This window comes from Aureimonas fodinaquatilis (assembly GCF_008369445.1).
Lineage (GTDB): Bacteria > Pseudomonadota > Alphaproteobacteria > Rhizobiales > Rhizobiaceae > Aureimonas > Aureimonas fodinaquatilis.
Genome location: NZ_VTWH01000002.1, coordinates 626,897 through 645,170, shown reverse-complemented (window position 1 = coordinate 645,170; position 18,274 = coordinate 626,897). Strand labels below are relative to the sequence as shown.

The following is an 18,274-nucleotide window of genomic DNA, read 5'->3' as shown; positions in this document are numbered from 1 at the left end:
CTGGTCGCAGCAATGCATTTGGCAAATAAGACCGGCCGCAAGCTCTGGGAGGAGTTTACCAATGAGATGGAAATGGAAGGTTTCTGCTGCCGCCATTGCATTGACAATTGGCGCTGGGCCAGCTTTCGCGGATATGGAAGCGGCGAAAAAATTTCTGGATGATGAAGTGAAGGATCTGTCTGTTCTGACACGTGAAGAGCAGGAACAGGAGCTTCAGTGGTTTATTGATGCCGCCCAGCCTTTTGCCGGCATGGACATTAAAGTGGTTTCCGAAACCATTACCACGCATGAATATGAGTCCAAGGTTCTGGCCCCCGCATTCACCGCCATAACCGGCATCAAAATCACCCATGACCTGATAGGCGAGGGTGACGTGGTGGAAAAGCTGCAAACTCAGATGCAGTCGGGCGAAAATATCTATGACGCCTATGTCAACGATTCCGATCTGATCGGCACTCACTGGCGTTACGATCAAGTGCGCAACCTGACAGACTGGATGGCAAATGAGGGTAAGGATGTCACAAATCCGGGGCTTGATCTGGACGACTTTATCGGAACATCCTTTACAACCGCACCTGACAAAAAGCTTTATCAGCTGCCGGATCAGCAGTTCGCCAACCTGTACTGGTTCCGTTACGATTGGTTCAATGATGAAACCAATAAGGCTGATTTCAAGGCCAAATACGGCTACGATCTTGGCGTTCCGGTAAACTGGTCCGCTTATGAGGATATTGCCGAATTCTTCACTGGGCGGGAGATTGATGGCAAAAAAGTCTTCGGCCATATGGACTACGGCAAAAAGGATCCTTCCCTTGGCTGGCGGTTTACCGATGCATGGCTGTCCATGGCCGGCAATGGCGACAAGGGCATTCCCAATGGTCTTCCGGTCGATGAATGGGGCATACGTGTCAATGCGCAGAGCCAGCCGGTTGGCTCCTGCGTGGCGCGTGGTGGTGACACCAATGGCCCGGCCTCGGTTTACGCTATAACCAAATATCTGGACTGGCTGAAAGCCTATGCCCCGCCGGAAGCGCAGGGCATGACATTCTCTGAATCCGGACCAGTGCCAGCGCAAGGCAACATTGCCCAGCAGATCTTCTGGTACACGGCCTTCACGGCCGATGCGGTGAAACCGGGCCTGCCGGTGGTGAATGAGGATGGCACGCCAAAATGGCGCATGGCACCTTCGCCACACGGGGTGTACTGGAAAGATGGCATGAAGCTTGGCTATCAGGACGTGGGCTCCTGGACGTTGATGAAATCAACACCGGAAGACCGTGCCAAGGCTGCATGGCTTTATGCGCAGTTCGTCACATCCAAGACAGTGGACGTCAAAAAGAGCCATGTCGGCCTGACGCTTATTCGCGAAAGCTCAATTCGCCATGACAGCTTTACCGAGCGTGCACCGGATCTGGGCGGGCTGATTGAGTTCTACCGCTCGCCAGCGCGCGTGCAATGGTCGCCCACCGGCACCAACGTGCCGGATTATCCAAAACTGGCTCAGTTGTGGTGGCAGGCAATTGGCGATGCTTCGGCCGGTACCAAAACTCCGCAGGAAGCAATGGATTCCCTGTGCGAAGAGCAGGAAAAGGTTCTGGCCCGTCTGGAGCGCGCCGGAATTCAGGGCGACAAGGGTCCGAAGCTGAATGAGGAGCACGACCTGGCCTATTGGGCGGAGAAAGCCAAGGAAGAAGGCACACTTGCCCCGCAGTTGAAAATTGAAAATGAAAAAGAACAGCCGCAGACCGTGAACTATGACGATCTGGTGAAAAGCTGGGCAGACGCGAAAAGCAACTGACCAGGATTGTTCAGGGGCCGCTGTGCAATAGTGCAGCGGCCCCTGCGCATGATTCAGATATTGCGAACCGCACCCTTGGCGGCGCTGGTTGTCATGGAAGCGTAGGCGCGAAGCGCTGCCGTCACCTTGCGCTTGCGCGGTTCAACCGGGTGCCAGCCCGCCTTGTCCTGCGCAGCGCGGCGGTGGGCCAGTTCCTCATCACTCACCGCCAGGTGAATGGTGCGGTTTGGAATGTCGATTTCGATACGGTCACCCTCGCGCACCAGGCCGATTGTGCCGCCTTCCGCTGCCTCCGGCGAAACATGGCCAATGGACAGGCCTGACGAACCACCGGAGAACCGGCCATCCGTAATGAGCGCGCACTCCTTGCCCAGACCCTTGGATTTCAGATAGCTGGTCGGGTACAGCATTTCCTGCATGCCGGGGCCACCACGTGGCCCTTCATAGCGAATAAGAACAATATCGCCAGCGTGAACCTTGTTGTTCAGAATGCCGTAAACGGCGGCGTCCTGACTTTCAAAAATCCGGGCCTGACCGGTGAATTTCAGAATGCTCTCGTCCACACCAGCGGTTTTGACAATGCAGCCCTGTTCCGCAAGGTTGCCGTAGAGAACGGCCAGGCCGCCATCTTTGGAAAATGCGTGCTCGGCACTGCGGATAACGCCATTTTCCCGGTCCGTGTCCAGATCGGCAAAGCGGCGCTCCTGACTGAAAGCAACCTGTGTTGGAACGCCGCCGGGCGCAGCGCGGAAAAACTCCTGCACACTGCTGCTGTTTGTCCGCTTGATATCCCAGCGGTCGAGAGCGTCTTTCAAAGATGCCGCGTGGATAGAGCCAACGCTGGTATCCAGGAGGCCGCCCCGGTCCAGTTCACCCAGGATGCCCATGATGCCGCCGGCATGGTGCACATCTTCCATATGCACATTGGCAATGGCAGGCGCTACCTTGCACAGCACCGGCACACGGCGGGAAAGCCGGTCAATGTCTTCCATGGTGAAGTCGATTTCGGCTTCAAACGCAGCCGCCAGCAGATGCAGCACCGTGTTGGTGGAACCGCCCATGGCAATATCCAGCGTCATGGCGTTTTCAAACGCGGCGAAATTGGCAATCGCCCGTGGCAGAACGGACTCATCGTCCTGCTCGTAGTGGCGGCGGGCCAGATCAACAATCAGGTGCCCCGCTTCCACAAACAGGCGGCGGCGGTCTGCATGGGTGGCAAGGGTGGAGCCGTTGCCAGGCAGGGAAAGGCCAAGCGCCTCTGTCAGACAGTTCATGGAATTTGCGGTGAACATGCCTGAGCATGAGCCGCATGTCGGGCAGGCAGACCGTTCAATGGCCTGCACTTCCTCATCCGAAATGCGGTCATCTGCGGCGGCAACCATTGCATCCACCAGGTCCAGCTTTTTCTCTTTGCCTTCCCAGGTGACCTTGCCCGCTTCCATTGGTCCGCCGGAAACAAACACGACCGGTATGTTAAGCCGCAGTGCCGCCATCAACATGCCGGGGGTGATTTTGTCGCAGTTGGAAATGCACACCATTGCATCCGCGCAATGGGCGTTGACCATGTATTCCACGCTATCGGCAATCAACTCCCGCGAGGGCAGGGAATAGAGCATGCCATCATGCCCCATGGCGATGCCATCATCCACTGCAATGGTGTTGAACTCCTTGGCCACACCACCGGCTTTTTCAATTTCGCGTGCAACCAGCTGTCCCAGATCCTTCAGGTGCACATGCCCCGGTACAAACTGGGTAAAGGAGTTGACCACGGCAATGATGGGCTTGCCGAAATCGTCGTCCTTCATTCCGGTGGCGCGCCAAAGGCCACGTGCACCGGCCATGTTGCGACCGTGCGTGGTTGTGCGGGAGCGATATGCAGGCATTGTGGCGTCCTTTAATTGTGGCTGTTCCCGGTTGAGGAGCAGGTGTTCAACACACCATAATCCAGAATTTAGAATGGGAACAAGTCTTCCGTAACGCAGGTTACGCCTTTTCTGCCGTAATGGCCAGACCGGCGCTGTTGTTAAACTTGGCTTCAATTGATCCCGATCAACCCATGCAATAACTGAATCGTGCATGAAGGGTGGCCGATGCCGGTTTGCGGCTTCACACAGCGGGGTCTACTGTTGATAGACCCAGCGCCAATTGGAGACATCGACCGCCCATGCTCGATTCCGCGCCTGAGTTGCTCCAGCTTCCCAACGCCCATTGCCTTGATTCCGAGCAGGTTTTGCTAGAGCTGGGCAGCAGTGCAACGGGGCTTTCGCCTGAAGAAGCTGAGACAAGGCTACAAACCTTCGGGCCGAACAGCCTGCCCGAACGCAAGCCGGTTTCGCCAATTGTGCGCTTTCTTGCCCAATTCAACAATGTGCTGATCTATTTTCTTTTGTCCGCAGCCATTGCAGCGTTTATTCTGGGCCATGTCATAGACGCCTCGGTCATTGTTGCGGTTGTGCTGATCAACGCCATCATCGGCTTTTTGCAGGAAGGCAAAGCGGAGCAGGCGCTCAATGCCCTTCGTGACATGATTGCTCCGCATGCCAATGTCCTGCGTGGCGGGGTGCGTCAATCGCTTGATGTTGACAGGCTGGTGCCGGGTGATGTGGTCCTGCTGGAGGCCGGTGACAAGGTGCCCGCAGATATGCGCGTGTTCAGTGCACATTCCTGCGTGGTCGACGAGTCCATCCTGACCGGTGAATCTGTGCCTGCTGCCAAAGGCGTGCTGCCGGTTGGCGAGGCTGCCGCCCTGGGCGACCGTGGTTCCATGCTGTATTCCGGCACCATTGTTGCAACAGGTCAGGCGCGCGGCGTGGTGGTTGCAACGGGCACTACCACGGAAATTGGCAAAATCAGCGCGTTGATGGGCGGTGTGCAAAGCCTCACCACCCCTTTGTTGCAGCAGATCAATCGCTTCGGCGAGCTGTTCACCTATTTTGCGCTGGGCCTTTCGGTGTTGCTGTTTGCCTTCGCCACGCTGGTGCGCGGCTATTCGCCGGTGGATGCGCTGATGGTGGTGGTTGCACTGGCAGTGGGCGTTGTGCCAGAGGGCCTGCCTGCGGTTATAACCATCACCCTGGCGATCGGTGTTCAGCGCATGGCACAGCGCCATGCCATTGTTCGGCGCCTGCCAGCGGTTGAAACGCTTGGGGCGACCTCGGTTATCTGTTCCGACAAGACCGGCACTTTAACACGCAATGAAATGACAGCGCGGCGGTTTGTGACTCATCAGACGCACGCGCAGGTTGCAGGTGTAGGCTACAAGCCGGAAGGCCGGATCGGCGACGGCCTGACCGTGTCGGGCCAGACACCTGCCAGCGATGAGGACCTGCTTTTTTATAACGCTGCGCTTTGCAACGATGCGGATTTAAAAGCCCTGGATGACAATTGGCATGTGCTGGGTGATCCCATGGAGGGGGCACTTGTTGCTCTTGCCATGAAAGCCGGTCTGGATGTGGAAGCAGTTCGGCAAAACTGGCTGCGGGTCGATGCCATTCCGTTTGATGCCGAGCACCGTTACATGGCAACGCTGCACACCACCCCGGATGACGGGCAGTGGATATTTGTTAAAGGCGCACCGGAGCGGGTGCTGGCCATGTGCGAGAATGCCAGCGCTGATGAATGGGAAGGCAGAATTGCGCAGGCCGCGGCGCAGGGTGAGCGGGTGCTGGGCTTTGCAGCGCGGCGTGCCGGGGCGGGCGCGTCTCTGGACATGCAGACGGTGCAGCATGAGCTGCAGTTTCTGGGAATTGTCGGCTTTATAGATCCGCCGCGTGAGGAGGCCATAGCCGCCATTGCCGATTGCCGTACTGCGGGCATTGCCGTTAAAATGATAACGGGTGACCATAGAGATACGGCGTTGGCAATTGCCCGCCAGCTCAACCTTTCAGACAATCCGCAAGCCATGACCGGGGCCGAACTGGACAAGGTGCCCGACGCAATGCTGCCCGACGTGGCACGCAATATTGCGGTGTTTGCCAGAACCAATCCCGAGCACAAGTTGCGCATAGTGCGCGCTCTGCAATCACGCGGGGATGTTGTGGCGATGACCGGGGACGGTGTTAACGATGCACCGTCGCTCAAGCAGGCCAATGTCGGCGTGGCCATGGGCAGGAAAGGCACGGAGGCAGCCAAGGAGGCTGCCGAAATGGTGCTGGGTGATGACAATTTCGCATCCATTGTGGCGGCAGTGCGCGAGGGCCGGACCGTTTATGACAATATTCGCAAAGTCATAGCCTGGACATTGCCGACCAATGGCGGCGAGGCAATTGCCGTTGTGGTTGCGTTGCTGCTGGGTTTGGCCCTGCCAATGACACCGGCGCAAATTTTGTGGATCAATATGGTGCTGACTGTAACTCTGGGGCTGGTGCTGGCATTCGAGCCGCCGGAACCGAATGTGATGACGCGCCCGCCGCGCCCGGCCAATGCGCCATTGCTGTCGCGGTTCCTGCTGTGGCGCGTGGTGTTTGTTTCTCTGTTGTTCACCCTTGGCGTGTTCTTCATCTATTACTGGGCCATGTGGCGCGGGCTGGGGCAGGATGTCGCCCGCACAATGGTGGTGAACACTCTGGTGGTTATGGAGATTTTCTACCTGTTCAATGTGCGATATCTGCACGCGCCTTCAATAAGCTGGCGGGGTATTGTCGGTACGCCCATTCTGCTGGTGGCGCTGGCAGCAGTCACTCTGGCGCAGATAGCCTTCACTTATCTTCCAATTATGCACACATTGTTTGCAAGTCAGCCGGTGCCTTTGGCCGACGGGCTTGTTATCATCGCCATTGGCGTGGCGCTTCTGCTCATACTTGAAGTTGAAAAAACACTGCTGGGGGCAGGCCGCCTGGCAACAGAATGACCGATCATAAGGAAACGGGACGGATGTCAATCGCTTACAAAACCATACTTCTGACTTTGCTACCTGAAGCAGAGGTGCGCCAGTCTGCCAGTCCGGCAACGCGTCTGGCGATTGAAATCAGCCGGCATTTTGAGGGGCAGTTGACGATTGACTATCTTTCGCCGCAGCCTGCATGGGCGCCTTACAGCCTGATTACCAGTTTGCCGGGTCAGATGATGGCGGAGCAGAGCCAGCAATTGGCAGACGCTGCAGAGGCCAGCACAAAAATTGCCGAAACCTCAGCGCGCGACGCCGGAGTGCCGGTTGTAAGCAAGGTGATTGCGCTGGACTTTCTGGCGCTTGTCGGCCGCGCTGCCCTGCGCGCCCAGTTGCAGGATATTGTGGTCATTGATGGTGGCAGCAGCACTCTGCGCGATGAACGGGAAATCGTTGAAGCGCTGCTTTTCCGCAGCGGACGGCCGGTAATTCGTGTGCCAGAGGGTGGCAGTGCCGCAATTCCGGAAAAAATTCTGATTGCCTGGGATGGCAGCGTGCCGGCCATACGTGCCGTTCGGGAAGCATTGCCGCTGTTGCACGCCGCGAAAAGCGTGGAAATCGTTACGGTTCTTGGCGAGAAGAACGTGACTGATCATGAACCCGCTGCCAAAGCGGTTCACTATCTCGCTGCACATGGAATTACCGCCACGGAAACCACGCTGCATGCGGCAAAGCGCAATGTGGCGGAAACATTGCGCACGCATGCTGTGGAATCCGGTGCCGACATGATGGTGATGGGAACCTATGCGCATTCACGCATGCAGCAGGCTGTTCTGGGTGGGATAACAACCGAGCTTCTGCACAAAACGCCGGTGACACTTTTTCTGGCGCACTGAGGTCATGAAAACGGGGCATTTTCGCCTTGCGAAAACGCCCCGGTACATTGCAACGGGCTGCACTGTAGCAGTCCGTTTTTTTATGGATTGACGAGCATGCGCTCCAGATTTTCGCGGGCGGCTTCAAGCTGCCGTTCAAATTCCTCACGCAATGTGGGGTCTTTGACGGGTGCAAGGTTTGCCAGCAACTCGGCTTTTCCGACCATGCGGGCAGACGAAATGACTTCAAGAATTCTGGAACGCACCTCTGGAGAAACCAGCGTTTCGAGCGCATGCTGCGGTCTGGTTTCAGAGTCCGGAATTGGGCCGGAAGTGTGCACGATAATATGCCTCAAAAACGGGGTTGAAATGAAAAGCGATAAATAACTGAAATGGCAAAATCACTCTTCCTGACTACGCCAGAAGCGGGCTTTCCCGCAAGCTCTCCTAAAGTTGTGTCTCTTCTACGATTTATGGAAAGCGGGCTTCAGGAAGAAAGTGAATTGCCACAAGGGTTTGGCCGGATCGTATAAAGTATAATTCGGTAAGAAGGCTATATTGCCAAATAATATTCGGCATTATGGCAAAATATGCCGTTATAAATATGGCAAAAACCGGCTATTTTGCGCGCCATAATTGCGTGAACGCGTGACAATATGGGGTTAACCATGAAATTTGATAGCGGTACAGTGCAGCAGGCAAACAGGGCATTTGCAGACTTTGCCACCCCTGTGGCGGCGCAGACCCCAATGCGCCAGGCAATTACCGCTGCCACGCGCCTGCCAGAGGCAGAAGCAGTTGCCCCCTTGCTGCGGGCAGCAGCGCAGCCGCCGGCGCTGGCCCACGCCATTGCCGAAATGACTGAGGCGCTGGTGAATCGCTTGCGGGCCAAGGCAACACGCGGCGGTGTGCCAGGTCTCATCCACGAATACTCCCTGTCCAGTCAGGAGGGCATTGCCCTTATGTGTCTGGCGGAGGCACTGCTGCGTATACCGGACACAGCCACGCGTGACGCCTTGATCCGAGACAAGATTGCCAAGGGTAACTGGCGCTCGCACATTGATGGCGACAACTCCCTGTTTGTAAATGCTGCAACATGGGGCTTGCTGGTTACCGGCCGTTTGACGGCAACGGTCAGCGAGGCCGGTCTGTCGCGGGCATTGTCCCGCCTTGTTTCCCGCTTCGGTGAGCCCGTTATCCGGCAGGGGCTGGATATCGCCATGCGTCTTATGGGTGAACAGTTTGTGCGGGGTGAAACGATTGATGAGGCATTGAAAAAAAGCCGCTCGGTTGAGCGCAAGGGCTTCCGCTATTCCTACGACATGCTGGGCGAAGCGGCAGTGACTGCGGAGGACGCCGCCCGTTACTACAAAGAGTATGAAGCGGCCATTCATTCGATTGGCAAGGCCGCCGCTGGCAAAGGCGTGCTGGAAGGCCCGGGTATTTCCATCAAGCTTTCAGCTTTGCATCCGCGCTATGTGCGCGCCAAGGCGGAACGGGTGATGGACGAGCTTTACCCGCGTGTGTTTGCGCTGGCTGCGCTGTGCCGCACGTATAAAATCGGTCTGAACATCGATGCCGAAGAGGCAGACCGGCTGGAAATTTCGCTCGACCTTCTGGAGAAATTGGCGTTTGAGCCGGAACTGGCAGACTGGGATGGTATTGGCTTTGTAGTGCAAGCCTATGGCAAGCGCTGTCCGCGGGTCATTGACTGGTTGATTGATCTGGGCAACCGCAGCCACCACCGCCTTATGGTCCGTTTGGTCAAGGGCGCTTACTGGGACGCGGAAATCAAGCGTGCGCAGGTGGAAGGCTACTCGGACTTTCCGGTTTATACGCGCAAGGTGCACACCGACGTGGCTTATCTTGCCTGTGCGCGCCAGCTTCTGGCTGCGCCGGAAGCTGTGTTTCCTCAGTTCGCATCCCACAACGCCCAAACCCTGGCCAGCATCTACGCCATGGCTGATCCGGCAATCTATTGGCCGGGGCAATATGAGTTCCAGTGCCTGCACGGCATGGGTGAACCGCTGTACGAAGAAGTGGTGGGTGCCGATGCGCTGGACCGGCCATGCCGCATCTATGCGCCGGTGGGCACGCATGAAACCCTGTTGGCCTATCTGGTGCGTCGGTTGCTGGAAAACGGCGCAAACTCATCTTTCGTCAATCGCATTGCTGATGAAGATGTTTCGGTCAGTGAACTTGCGATCGACCCTGTGCAGGCAGCCAACGCCATCGAGCCCTTGGGAAGTCCCAATCCGCTGATTGCTGCGCCGCGCGCCTTGTTTGCTGAAAGCCGGGTCAATTCGGCCGGATATGATCTGGCAAATGAGGCCGTTCTGGCGCAACTTTCGCTGGAAATGCAGGCCAGCGCATCGCACGAATGGCTGGCGGAAGGACCTGAGGGTACCGGTGTTGCCGGCTTCGAGCCAGTGCTGAACCCGGCTGACCACCGCGATGTTGTTGGCAAGGTGCGCAACACCGATGTCGGGCGCATAGCCGCAATGGTGCAGACTGCTGAAAAGGCACTGGGCAACTGGGCAGAGCGCTCTGCGCAGGAGCGTGCGGATCTGCTGGACCGTGCGTCCGACCTGTTTGAAACCAACAGCGGCACTTTGCTGGGCCTGATCATCCGGGAGGCGGGAAAGAGCCTGCCGAATGCAGTGGCTGAAGTGCGGGAGGCGGTGGATTTTCTGCGCTACTACGCAGCCGAAATACGTGCCTCTTATCCCAACGCGTCCTGCAGGCCGCTTGGCCCAGTGGCTTGTATCAGCCCTTGGAATTTCCCGCTGGCAATCTTTACCGGTCAGCTTTCGGCAGCCTTGGCCGCTGGCAATACGGTGCTGGCCAAGCCTGCAGAAGAAACACCGCTGGTGGCAGCAGAAGCCGTGCGTCTGCTGCATTCCGCCGGCATTCCCTCAGATGTCTTGCAACTGGTGCCAGGCGCAGGTGACGTGGGCGCCACGCTGGTTGGCCAGCCTCAGATCAGCGGCGTTTTGTTCACCGGCTCCACTGAGGTGGCGCGGTTGATTGAGGCTGAATTGGCCGGGCGCCGCACGCAATCGGGCCAGATTGTGCCGCTGGTGGCGGAAACCGGTGGTCAGAACGCCATGATCGTGGACTCCTCTGCACTGACCGAGCAGGTGGTTGCCGATGTGATTTCATCGGCTTTCGACAGCGCTGGCCAGCGTTGCTCTGCCTTGCGCATATTGTGCGTGCAGGAAGAGGCGGCGGATCGCACGCTGTCCATGCTGCGCGGTGCATTGAACGAGTTGGCTGTCGGGCCAACGGATCGGCTTTCTGCAGATATCGGCCCGGTTATTTCCAGTGAGGCCCAGGCAAACATAGTGCGCCATATCGAAACAATGCGCGGCGCCGGCTTCAAGGTAACACAGCCCGCTTTGTCAGATGCTGCGGCGCACGGAACATTTGTGCCGCCGACAATTGTCGAAATTGACGATATAGGCGCTCTCAAGCGTGAGGTTTTTGGCCCGGTTCTGCACGTGCTCCGTTATCGGCGAGAAGCGCTTGCGCATGTCATAGAAGCGATCAACGCCACAGGTTATGGCCTGACCTTTGGTTTGCACACGCGCATTGATGAGACCATTGATGCGGTCACCAGCCGGGTGCACGCGGGCAATGTTTATGTGAACCGCAATGTTATTGGCGCGGTTGTTGGCGTGCAGCCGTTCGGTGGGCGTGGTCTTTCCGGCACGGGGCCAAAGGCTGGCGGGCCACTTTATCTGAAGCGCCTGCTGGCCGCACGCCCGGCCGCTACCGGCACCGGAGAGCTGACATTGGCACTGCGGCAATTTGCTGACTGGCTGGTGCAGATCGGCCAGGCGGAAGATGCTGACAAGGTGCGCGAACAGGCAGAGCAGTCACTGCTTGGCCTTCAACTGGAACTTCCTGGTCCGGTGGGTGAAAAAAACCTCTATGAGGTTATGCCGCGCGGCCTTGTGATGCTGTGTGCCAAAACTCCCGGCGGCCTGGCATTGCAAATGGGTGCAGCGCTTGCCACCGGAAACGGAATGGCCATCTCCGCCAGGGATTATGACAGGTTTGAGCTGGAAAGATTGCCGGCGGATCTGCGGCCGGAAATTCTGCGTGACGGTGCCATCCCGGCGCGGGTGAATGCCGTTCTGGCTGAGGGCGAAGGCGAATTCATTTCTACTCTGCAACGTCGCCTTGCAGATAAGGATGGTGGCATTGCCATGATGCAGGCTCTGTCTGTGCAGGCGCTGGCTGACGGGGCGTTTTATCAGCTTGAATGGCTGGTTGAGGAAAAGGCAACCAGCATCAACACTGCTGCTGCCGGCGGGAATGCCAGCCTCATGGCAATTGCCTGACCGATGTTATGCAGAGCGGGGGCCATAGAGAATGGTTGCTGCCCCCGCAATGCAGAGTGCGGCACCAATCGTGTCCCAGCGGTCAGGGCGCAGTCCTTCCACACTCCACAACCAGACCAGCGACGCCACAACATAAATTCCGCCATAAGCGGCATAGGCCCTGCCTGCGGCTTCGGTTTCAACCATAGCCAGCAAAAATGCAAAAGCGGCCAGACACAGCATGCCCGGGGCAAGCCACAGCATTGATTTTTCCAGCCGCCACCATGCCCAGAATGCAAAACAGCCAGCAATTTCAGCAATGGCTGCGGCTATGTACAGGGCCGGAGTGGGCATAGGAACCTCGTTCAGATTGCAGAGCAGCAGAGAAATGTGTTTTGCGCTTCTGGTCACAGCTTGGTCAAGCTTACGCAAGTCGGGAACCACTCAGCAGGCTCTGCATTAGGAATTAAGTGCGATTCCAAAAGCAGGGGGCTGGCGGTGGACAGAATTTATTGCGGACCAGCGCCAACGCCTCAGGATTTGATGCTTGCGTGGAATATGGATTGGGTGGCGCTGGCGCTTGCCGGCACCATACTGGGCGCCAACTATTTTTATGGTCTGGGTCAGCGCCGGTTTGTGGTGAGCGCGACGGCTCTCATCGTTGTTTTGTTCATGTCTCCTCTTTGCGCCCTGACAGCCGCCCTGTTTTCCGCGCGCGTGGTGCATCACATTTTGCTGGTGGCAGCCGTCGCACCATTGCTCGCGCTTGCTTTTCCATCCGGAGAAAAGCGCTGGGCTGTCGGAATAGGCTGGATCGCGGCAATACATGCCGGCATTTTCTGGTTCTGGCACGCACCCGGGGTTTACGCTTACGCAGTCACACAACCCTTGTGGTACTGGACGATGCAGGGAAGCCTTCTGGTCAGCGCTGTGTGGTTGTGGCGCCGCGTGTTTAGTCCTCTTGAAAATCCCGGCGCAGTCGCGCTGGCCATGCTGGCAACCATTGTGCAAATGGGCATGCTGGGCGCGTTGCTGACATTTGCTGGCACGCCGCTCTATTCCCAGCATTTCGCAACAACATTCTCATTTGGTCTGACGCCGCTGCAGGACCAGCAGCTGGCCGGTTTGACAATGTGGGTGCCTGCTGCGTTGCCTTACCTTTTGGCGGCGGTCTATCGTTTGTGGCCGCTGCTTGGCCTTCCGGAAGAGAAAGAGCAGCCGTGGTCTGGATGAAGTTTGTGCATATTGCGGCAATTTCCATCTGGTGTGCTGGACTGGTCTGTCTGCCTGGACTCTACGTCCAGCGAGTTAATGCAGAGAAGGACGCCTTGCATCGGCTTCAGGCACTGGTCCGGTTTATTTACGTTGGCCTCATGTCGCCTTCTGCGTTTGCAGCAATTGCCAGCGGCACCGCGTTGATTTTCATGCGCCAGACATTCCAGCCATGGTTCGGCTACAAACTGTTGTTTGTCGGCATTCTGGCAACGCTGCACATTTTAACCGGACTGGTGATCATCCGGCTGTTCAACGAAGGTCAGGTCTACCCGGTCTGGCGGTTTATAGCTGTTACCGTGTTCACGCTTCTGGTCGTTTGCGCTGTTTTGTTTCTGGTACTGGCAAAGCCGGAGCTGCCGGACTTTCTGTCAAAGGATCTGTTTCGGCCCGGCGGGCTTGGGCAGCTTATTCCTTTTCCGAGATCATGAGGCCCACCCCATGATCAAACACCAGCTTTCCGCCATGCCAGCCGGCCAGACCGGTGAACACGGTTGCAAGACCAGAGAGCAGCAGGCCGTTTGGCAGGACAGGGGCTGCTTCTGTCAGGCGCAGACCCCAATTCATCCCACAGATGGAAATCAGCGTCATTGCGGCAACGGCATGGGTCCAGCTTGCAACGCGTGCGCGGATACCGGGAACAAGCAGCAATTCAGCACTTCCAATGAGACCCGCAGCTACGCCGCCAGCAAATGCGATACCCGAAGCCCAAAGTCCGGCGCGCTCCCAGAAGCTGTCGCCGCTCCACCACAGAAAAACGTCGCAACCCAAGGTGGCGATGACAAAAGCAATTGGAAAGTGCACGCTCATGGCGTGAAGAGGGTGTCCGGCAACGGCAACAGCGGAACTGATGTCTTTTTCCGCCACCGCCTGAATAACAGGATTTTCAGTATTTTTGACTTCTTCCACCACCGCGCTCCTGTTTGTAACAGAAGCAGAATTAATGCCCGCCGGTTCCATGGCAATGTCTGCAAAAAATCGCTGCGGGCCGCTGCCGTTGGTTCAGCAGCGTTTCTGATGGCGGGTTGCTCCGGCAATTTGTCCACGCTGGACCCTGCCGGGCCTGGAGCGAGCGCAATCGCCACCTTGTGGTGGGTCATGCTCGCGGGCAGCGCCGTCATTTTTCTTGCAACCACGGCAGTGCTTGTTCTCGCGTGGCGTTCACCCGGCATGGCGCGCGGCCATCAAACCCGGTTGATTGCGTGGGCGGGCGTGGTTCTGCCTAGTATTGTGCTGACCGCGCTGGTGTTCTTTGCCTTCCTGACCGGTGAGCGTCTGATGGCCGGGCAGGGCAGCGAACCGCCTTTGCGCATCGAGGCCCGGTCAAGCCAGTGGGTCTGGACATTCCACTACCCTGACATGCCAGATGCAACAACGATTGATGTTCTGCACATGCCGGTCGGGCGGGATGTGGAGTTCTCCGTCACCAGTGATGATGTGATTCACAGTTTCTGGGTGCCACGACTGGGCGGCAAGATTGACGCTATCCCCGGCCATGAGAATTCTGTGCTGTTGCGCGCCGACAAAGCGGGCACCTATGGCGGCGTGTGTGCGGAATTTTGTGGTGTGGGTCATGAGGCGATGCGCTTCACCGTCATTGCGCATCCCGCGGAAGAATTCGAGGCGCAACTGATGCAACTGACAGCAGGGGGCGCGCAATGACCGCAGAACACCCCCAAGGTCCAATCTCTTCTGTTCGTCTGCACAAGCAGTTGCAACGCATCTGGGACACAGCGCCTGGCTGGGGCCATTTTTCAGCGGTGAACCACACCGTTCTGGGCAAGCGGTTTATCGTAACGGCCTTTGTGTTTTTCGCCATTGGCGGCGTGCTTGCCATGCTCATCCGTGCGCAACTGGCTACATCGCATAGCGGGTTTCTGGAGCCGGAGGTCTATAATCAGATCTTCACCATGCACGGCACCATCATGATGTTTTTGTTTGCAATTCCCATGTTTGAGGGATTTGCGATCTATCTGTTGCCAAAAATGCTGGGTGCGCGCGACATGGCGTTCCCGCGCCTGACTGCCTATGGCTACTGGTGCTATCTTCTGGGTGGCAGCATTCTTGTCATCGCCATGCTGGCGGGTGTGGCACCCAATGGCGGCTGGTTCATGTACACGCCATTGAACTCGCAACCCTATGCGCCGGGTATCAATGCCGATATCTGGCTCATTGGCATTACCTTTGTCGAAATTTCCGCCCTGTCTGCCGCAGTGGAAATTATTGTCAGCATTCTGAAGCTGCGCGCACCCGGAATGTCCATAGACCGCATGCCGATCATGGCCTGGTACCTTCTGATAACGGCCTTCATGATGCTGCTGGGTTTTCCGCCGCTGATCCTGGGGTCCATTCTGCTGGAGGTGGAGCGCGCGTTCGGTCTGCCGTTTTTTGACCCGGAACGCGGTGGCGATGCCTTGCTGTGGCAGCATCTTTTCTGGCTGTTCGGGCATCCGGAGGTCTACATCATCTTTCTGCCTGCGGCGGGGGCCATTTCAATGATGATACCCACGTTTGTGCAACACGAGCTTGTGGGTTACCGGATTATCATTGTCGCGGTTATCGCCGTCGCATTCCTGTCTTTTGGCCTGTGGGTGCACCACATGTTCACAGTGGGAATTCCACATCTGGCGCTGTCGTTCTTTTCCGCTGCCAGCGGGCTGGTGGCAATTCCCACGGCCGTGCAGATTTTTGCGTGGATCGCAACGATCGGGGCGGGCAAGCCGCGATTTGACGTGCCCATGCTGTATCTTGGCGGTTTCTTCGTTGTCTTCATTTTCGGCGGGCTGACCGGCGTCATGCTGGCTATGGTGCCGTTTAATTTTCAGGCACATGACACGCAATTTGTGGTTGCGCATCTGCATTATGTGCTGGTGGGCGGATTCATTTTTCCCATGCTGGCGGGGGCCTATTACTGGCTGCCGCACATCACCGGGCGCGCGGCAGAACACCGCCTTGCCGTTCCGGCATTCTGGATGATTTTCGGCGGGTTCAACCTGACGTTTTTCATCATGCATCTGACCGGGCTTCTGGGCATGCCACGGCGCATTCCAACCTATCCGCAGTCAGCAGGGTGGGACTGGCTCAACCTTATTTCGTCCATTGGCGGGTTCATCATGGCGCTGGGCTTTGCGCTGTTTGTCGTGGATATCATTGTGCAGTTTCGCTTCGGCAAGCGGGCACGCCGCAATTTCTGGCAAGCCCGCACATTGGAATGGGCAACGCCCACTCCGCCGCCTTCCTATGGTTTTGCATCCTTGCCACTGGTTACAGACCGCGCCGACAGAGCCGACCCGGGACGTCTGGGCCCGCAACTTGCGGCTGGCAAAGGTTATCTCGGCTTCACGCGCAATGGATGGATGGAGACTTTGGCGGTCGACATGGTCACTGGCAAACCCACAGAAGTCGTTGTGCTTCCCCGGCCAACTTACCTGCCACTGTTCAGCGGTCTTGCCACCGCGGCTATCGTTATCTGTCTGCTGGCCAAGCTGTATCTATTGGCAGCCGTGCCGCTGGCCATCGTTGTTGTGCTGTTTTTCTGCTGGTCCAGAACAACGGGCAGTCAAACGGATATGCCAGATCTGGATATCGGACTTGGAGAGACCGCACCTCCTCACTGGCAAACCGCCAGGCCGCCAAGTTGGTGGGCGATGGCATTCACGCTGGTTGCCGATGCAACTTTGTTTGCCTCGCTGTTGTTTGCAACGGTTTTCTTGTGGGTCGTTGCGCCGGCGTGGCCACCCGAGCAGACCGTTGCGGCCTTTCTTCCATTGCTGATTGTGGCTTTGGTGTCATCGGCCGCGGCAGCAGCATCGGGACGTTGGGCAATCCACCAACTCGCGCGTGGAGCCAACCCAGGGATACAAATTGCTGGAGTGATTTTTGCACATCTGGTGGCATTGGTTGCGCTTGGTTTTGCCATGTCTGGCCTGGGTGATGTGACACTGCATGCACAGGCTGCAACAACATTTGTGTTGCTGTGCTATGCGGTGTTGCATGTGGCGGTTGGAGCCTTGCTTGGCATTTACGCATTCTGGCGCAACCATCAGGGCATGCTGTCTGCTGTTCGCAGTCTGGATCTGCGAATAGGCAGCCTGTGGCATGATTATACAGTTGCCGTCATTCTGATTTGCGTTGTGGCGCGACTGGCGGTGCGAATATGAGATTAAACTCGCCCCGCCTTCTGCTGCTCATGGCCGCGGGTTTTACCCTGTGGTCTGTTGGCTTTGTGGCAGTCTATGGCCTGCTTTCCACCGGTTGCGAGTTCGGGTGGCAAAACATTTCTATTGGTCCAATGTCTTTTCAGCGCCTGCTTTTGCTGTTGGTCGCTCTTGTCAACATCGCCCTAGCCGGGCTGCTGGCGGTCTGGCTTTACCGGCGCATGCGGCACAATGCGGGCCGCTCGTCTGCAACAGACTTTCTGTGGTGGGTTTCATTCGGGGCAGGGCTTGTCGCAGTTCCGGCCACTGCATTTGTATTTGCCGGAATTCCGGTTTTGACACAGTGCTGACCTCATCGAAATAAAGCAGCCTGCGCTTGTGAATTGCTGAATCAATCTGTCTAATGTTTCTGTCTCAATTTGCTTGCTAAGGAATGGTTATGATTGGCGACAGCATAAGGCTCTTCTTTGAAAACATTCCTCTGGTCATGCTCATTGCGGCGCTGGCAATTGCCGCCCTGACCAGAACCCCTGCCTATGCGCCAGAGCGGTATCTGGCCTGGCTGCTTTTGTTGTCTGTGGGTGTTGAAGCCAGCTGGGGTGGTTTTTTCCACGTATTTTTTCCCGAAATTGCTTCAGCTCAAATCGGCTGGCAGCCCAGCCCTTACGAATTTGAAATCGGCATCTCTGATCTGGCACTTGGCATCACGGCCATCATATCGTTCTGGCGGTCGCTCTCTTTCAAAAGTGCCGTGGTTGTCATGATGACCCTGTCATATGCCGGTGTGCTGATCGGCCATGTCAGGCAGGCTGCGGCGGGGGATTTTTCACCCGACAATTTTGGCTTGCTGCAGGTGATAACGCTGCTGCATGTCATCTTGCTTCCAGCCCTGCTCTGGATCGTGTGGCGCCATAGAAAAGAAAACCTGAGCCGGTAAACCTGCAATAAGGTTTTCGTCCCTGACCTGCCGTGACAATCCAACGCACAACCGGCACGGCGGTCCTGCGTTCTCTTCTTGATCA

14 protein-coding genes are annotated in these 18,274 nt (G+C 57.1%); 10 read left to right on the top strand and 4 right to left on the bottom strand.

Annotated features, from left to right (window positions below; translation table 11 throughout):
* Positions 1-61 precede the first annotated feature (61 nt).
* Positions 62-1,798, top strand: coding sequence for an ABC transporter substrate-binding protein (locus FPY71_RS08995; protein ID WP_149299764.1), 1,737 nt, complete (start codon positions 62-64; stop codon positions 1,796-1,798).
* Positions 1,799-1,851: 53 nt separating this feature from the next.
* Here FPY71_RS08995 and ilvD read toward each other — a convergent pair whose 3' ends face one another.
* Positions 1,852-3,681 (bottom strand): dihydroxy-acid dehydratase, encoded by a 1,830-nt coding sequence (gene ilvD, locus FPY71_RS08990; protein ID WP_149299762.1) that lies wholly within the window; start codon positions 3,679-3,681, stop codon positions 1,852-1,854.
* Positions 3,682-3,962: 281 nt separating this feature from the next.
* Between ilvD and FPY71_RS08985 the strand changes: the two genes are divergently transcribed.
* Positions 3,963-6,647 carry a cation-transporting P-type ATPase gene (locus FPY71_RS08985; protein WP_149299760.1) on the top strand — a complete coding sequence of 895 codons (2,685 nt, stop codon included), beginning with the start codon at positions 3,963-3,965 and terminating at the stop codon, positions 6,645-6,647.
* Positions 6,648-6,670: 23 nt separating this feature from the next.
* Positions 6,671-7,519 carry a universal stress protein gene (locus FPY71_RS08980; RefSeq protein ID WP_188052279.1) on the top strand — a complete coding sequence of 283 codons (849 nt, stop codon included), beginning with the start codon at positions 6,671-6,673 and terminating at the stop codon, positions 7,517-7,519.
* Between the two features lie 80 nt (positions 7,520-7,599).
* On the opposite strand, the gene FPY71_RS08975 is transcribed toward FPY71_RS08980, so the two are convergent.
* Positions 7,600-7,839, bottom strand: coding sequence for a hypothetical protein (locus tag FPY71_RS08975; protein WP_149299755.1), 240 nt, complete (start codon positions 7,837-7,839; stop codon positions 7,600-7,602).
* A 327-nt stretch (positions 7,840-8,166) separates the two neighbouring features.
* Here FPY71_RS08975 and putA point away from each other — a divergent pair, with 327 nt between their 5' ends.
* Positions 8,167-11,844: a trifunctional transcriptional regulator/proline dehydrogenase/L-glutamate gamma-semialdehyde dehydrogenase gene (gene putA, locus FPY71_RS08970; protein WP_149299753.1), complete on the top strand. Its 3,678-nt coding sequence runs from the start codon at positions 8,167-8,169 to the stop codon at positions 11,842-11,844.
* 6 nt (positions 11,845-11,850) lie between these two features.
* On the opposite strand, the gene FPY71_RS08965 is transcribed toward putA, so the two are convergent.
* On the bottom strand, positions 11,851-12,177 hold the full coding sequence (locus FPY71_RS08965; RefSeq protein ID WP_149299751.1) for a YnfA family protein: 327 nt from the start codon (positions 12,175-12,177) through the stop codon (positions 11,851-11,853).
* Positions 12,178-12,321: 144 nt separating this feature from the next.
* Between FPY71_RS08965 and FPY71_RS08960 the strand changes: the two genes are divergently transcribed.
* Both FPY71_RS08960 and FPY71_RS08955 read left to right on the top strand, forming a co-directional pair.
* Positions 12,322-13,056 carry a cytochrome c oxidase assembly protein gene (locus tag FPY71_RS08960; protein ID WP_210246266.1) on the top strand — a complete coding sequence of 245 codons (735 nt, stop codon included), beginning with the start codon at positions 12,322-12,324 and terminating at the stop codon, positions 13,054-13,056.
* Entirely contained in the window at positions 13,053-13,526 is a 474-nt protein-coding gene (locus FPY71_RS08955; protein WP_149300552.1) for a CopD family protein, read from the top strand. The genes FPY71_RS08960 and FPY71_RS08955 overlap by 4 nt, the downstream gene beginning before the upstream one ends.
* Here FPY71_RS08955 and FPY71_RS08950 read toward each other — a convergent pair.
* Positions 13,504-14,004, bottom strand: a complete 501-nt coding sequence (locus FPY71_RS08950) for a DUF2231 domain-containing protein (protein ID WP_246160253.1) — start codon at positions 14,002-14,004, stop codon at positions 13,504-13,506. The genes FPY71_RS08955 and FPY71_RS08950 overlap by 23 nt on opposite strands.
* 108 nt (positions 14,005-14,112) lie before the next feature.
* On the opposite strand from FPY71_RS08950, the gene coxB reads away from it, so the two are divergent.
* From coxB to FPY71_RS08930, 4 genes are all read left to right on the top strand, one after another.
* Positions 14,113-14,757: a cytochrome c oxidase subunit II gene (gene coxB / locus FPY71_RS08945; RefSeq protein ID WP_149299747.1), complete on the top strand. Its 645-nt coding sequence runs from the start codon at positions 14,113-14,115 to the stop codon at positions 14,755-14,757.
* Positions 14,754-17,255, top strand: a complete 2,502-nt coding sequence (gene ctaD, locus FPY71_RS08940; RefSeq protein ID WP_149299745.1) for a cytochrome c oxidase subunit I — start codon at positions 14,754-14,756, stop codon at positions 17,253-17,255. Before coxB ends, ctaD begins: the two co-directional genes overlap by 4 nt.
* A complete protein-coding gene (locus FPY71_RS08935) occupies positions 17,252-17,602 on the top strand; it encodes a hypothetical protein (RefSeq protein ID WP_149299743.1) in 351 nt (116 codons plus the stop codon). Before ctaD ends, FPY71_RS08935 begins: the two co-directional genes overlap by 4 nt.
* 89 nt (positions 17,603-17,691) lie before the next feature.
* Positions 17,692-18,189: a DUF6790 family protein gene (locus FPY71_RS08930; protein WP_149299741.1), complete on the top strand. Its 498-nt coding sequence runs from the start codon at positions 17,692-17,694 to the stop codon at positions 18,187-18,189.
* Positions 18,190-18,274: the final 85 nt, after the last annotated feature.

What these genes read in the sequence shown, in the direction of transcription:
- FPY71_RS08995 (WP_149299764.1), top strand. Translation starts at nt 62, where the DNA reads ATGAGATGGAAATGGAAGGTTTCTGCTGCCGCCATTGCATTGACAATT.
- ilvD (WP_149299762.1), bottom strand. Translation starts at nt 3,681, where the DNA reads ATGCCTGCATATCGCTCCCGCACAACCACGCACGGTCGCAACATGGCC.
- FPY71_RS08985 (WP_149299760.1), top strand. Translation starts at nt 3,963, where the DNA reads ATGCTCGATTCCGCGCCTGAGTTGCTCCAGCTTCCCAACGCCCATTGC.
- FPY71_RS08980 (WP_188052279.1), top strand. Translation starts at nt 6,671, where the DNA reads ATGTCAATCGCTTACAAAACCATACTTCTGACTTTGCTACCTGAAGCA.
- putA (WP_149299753.1), top strand. Translation starts at nt 8,167, where the DNA reads ATGAAATTTGATAGCGGTACAGTGCAGCAGGCAAACAGGGCATTTGCA.
- FPY71_RS08965 (WP_149299751.1), bottom strand. Translation starts at nt 12,177, where the DNA reads ATGCCCACTCCGGCCCTGTACATAGCCGCAGCCATTGCTGAAATTGCT.
- FPY71_RS08955 (WP_149300552.1), top strand. Translation starts at nt 13,053, where the DNA reads ATGAAGTTTGTGCATATTGCGGCAATTTCCATCTGGTGTGCTGGACTG.
- coxB (WP_149299747.1), top strand. Translation starts at nt 14,113, where the DNA reads ATGGCGGGTTGCTCCGGCAATTTGTCCACGCTGGACCCTGCCGGGCCT.
- ctaD (WP_149299745.1), top strand. Translation starts at nt 14,754, where the DNA reads ATGACCGCAGAACACCCCCAAGGTCCAATCTCTTCTGTTCGTCTGCAC.
- FPY71_RS08935 (WP_149299743.1), top strand. Translation starts at nt 17,252, where the DNA reads ATGAGATTAAACTCGCCCCGCCTTCTGCTGCTCATGGCCGCGGGTTTT.
- FPY71_RS08930 (WP_149299741.1), top strand. Translation starts at nt 17,692, where the DNA reads ATGATTGGCGACAGCATAAGGCTCTTCTTTGAAAACATTCCTCTGGTC.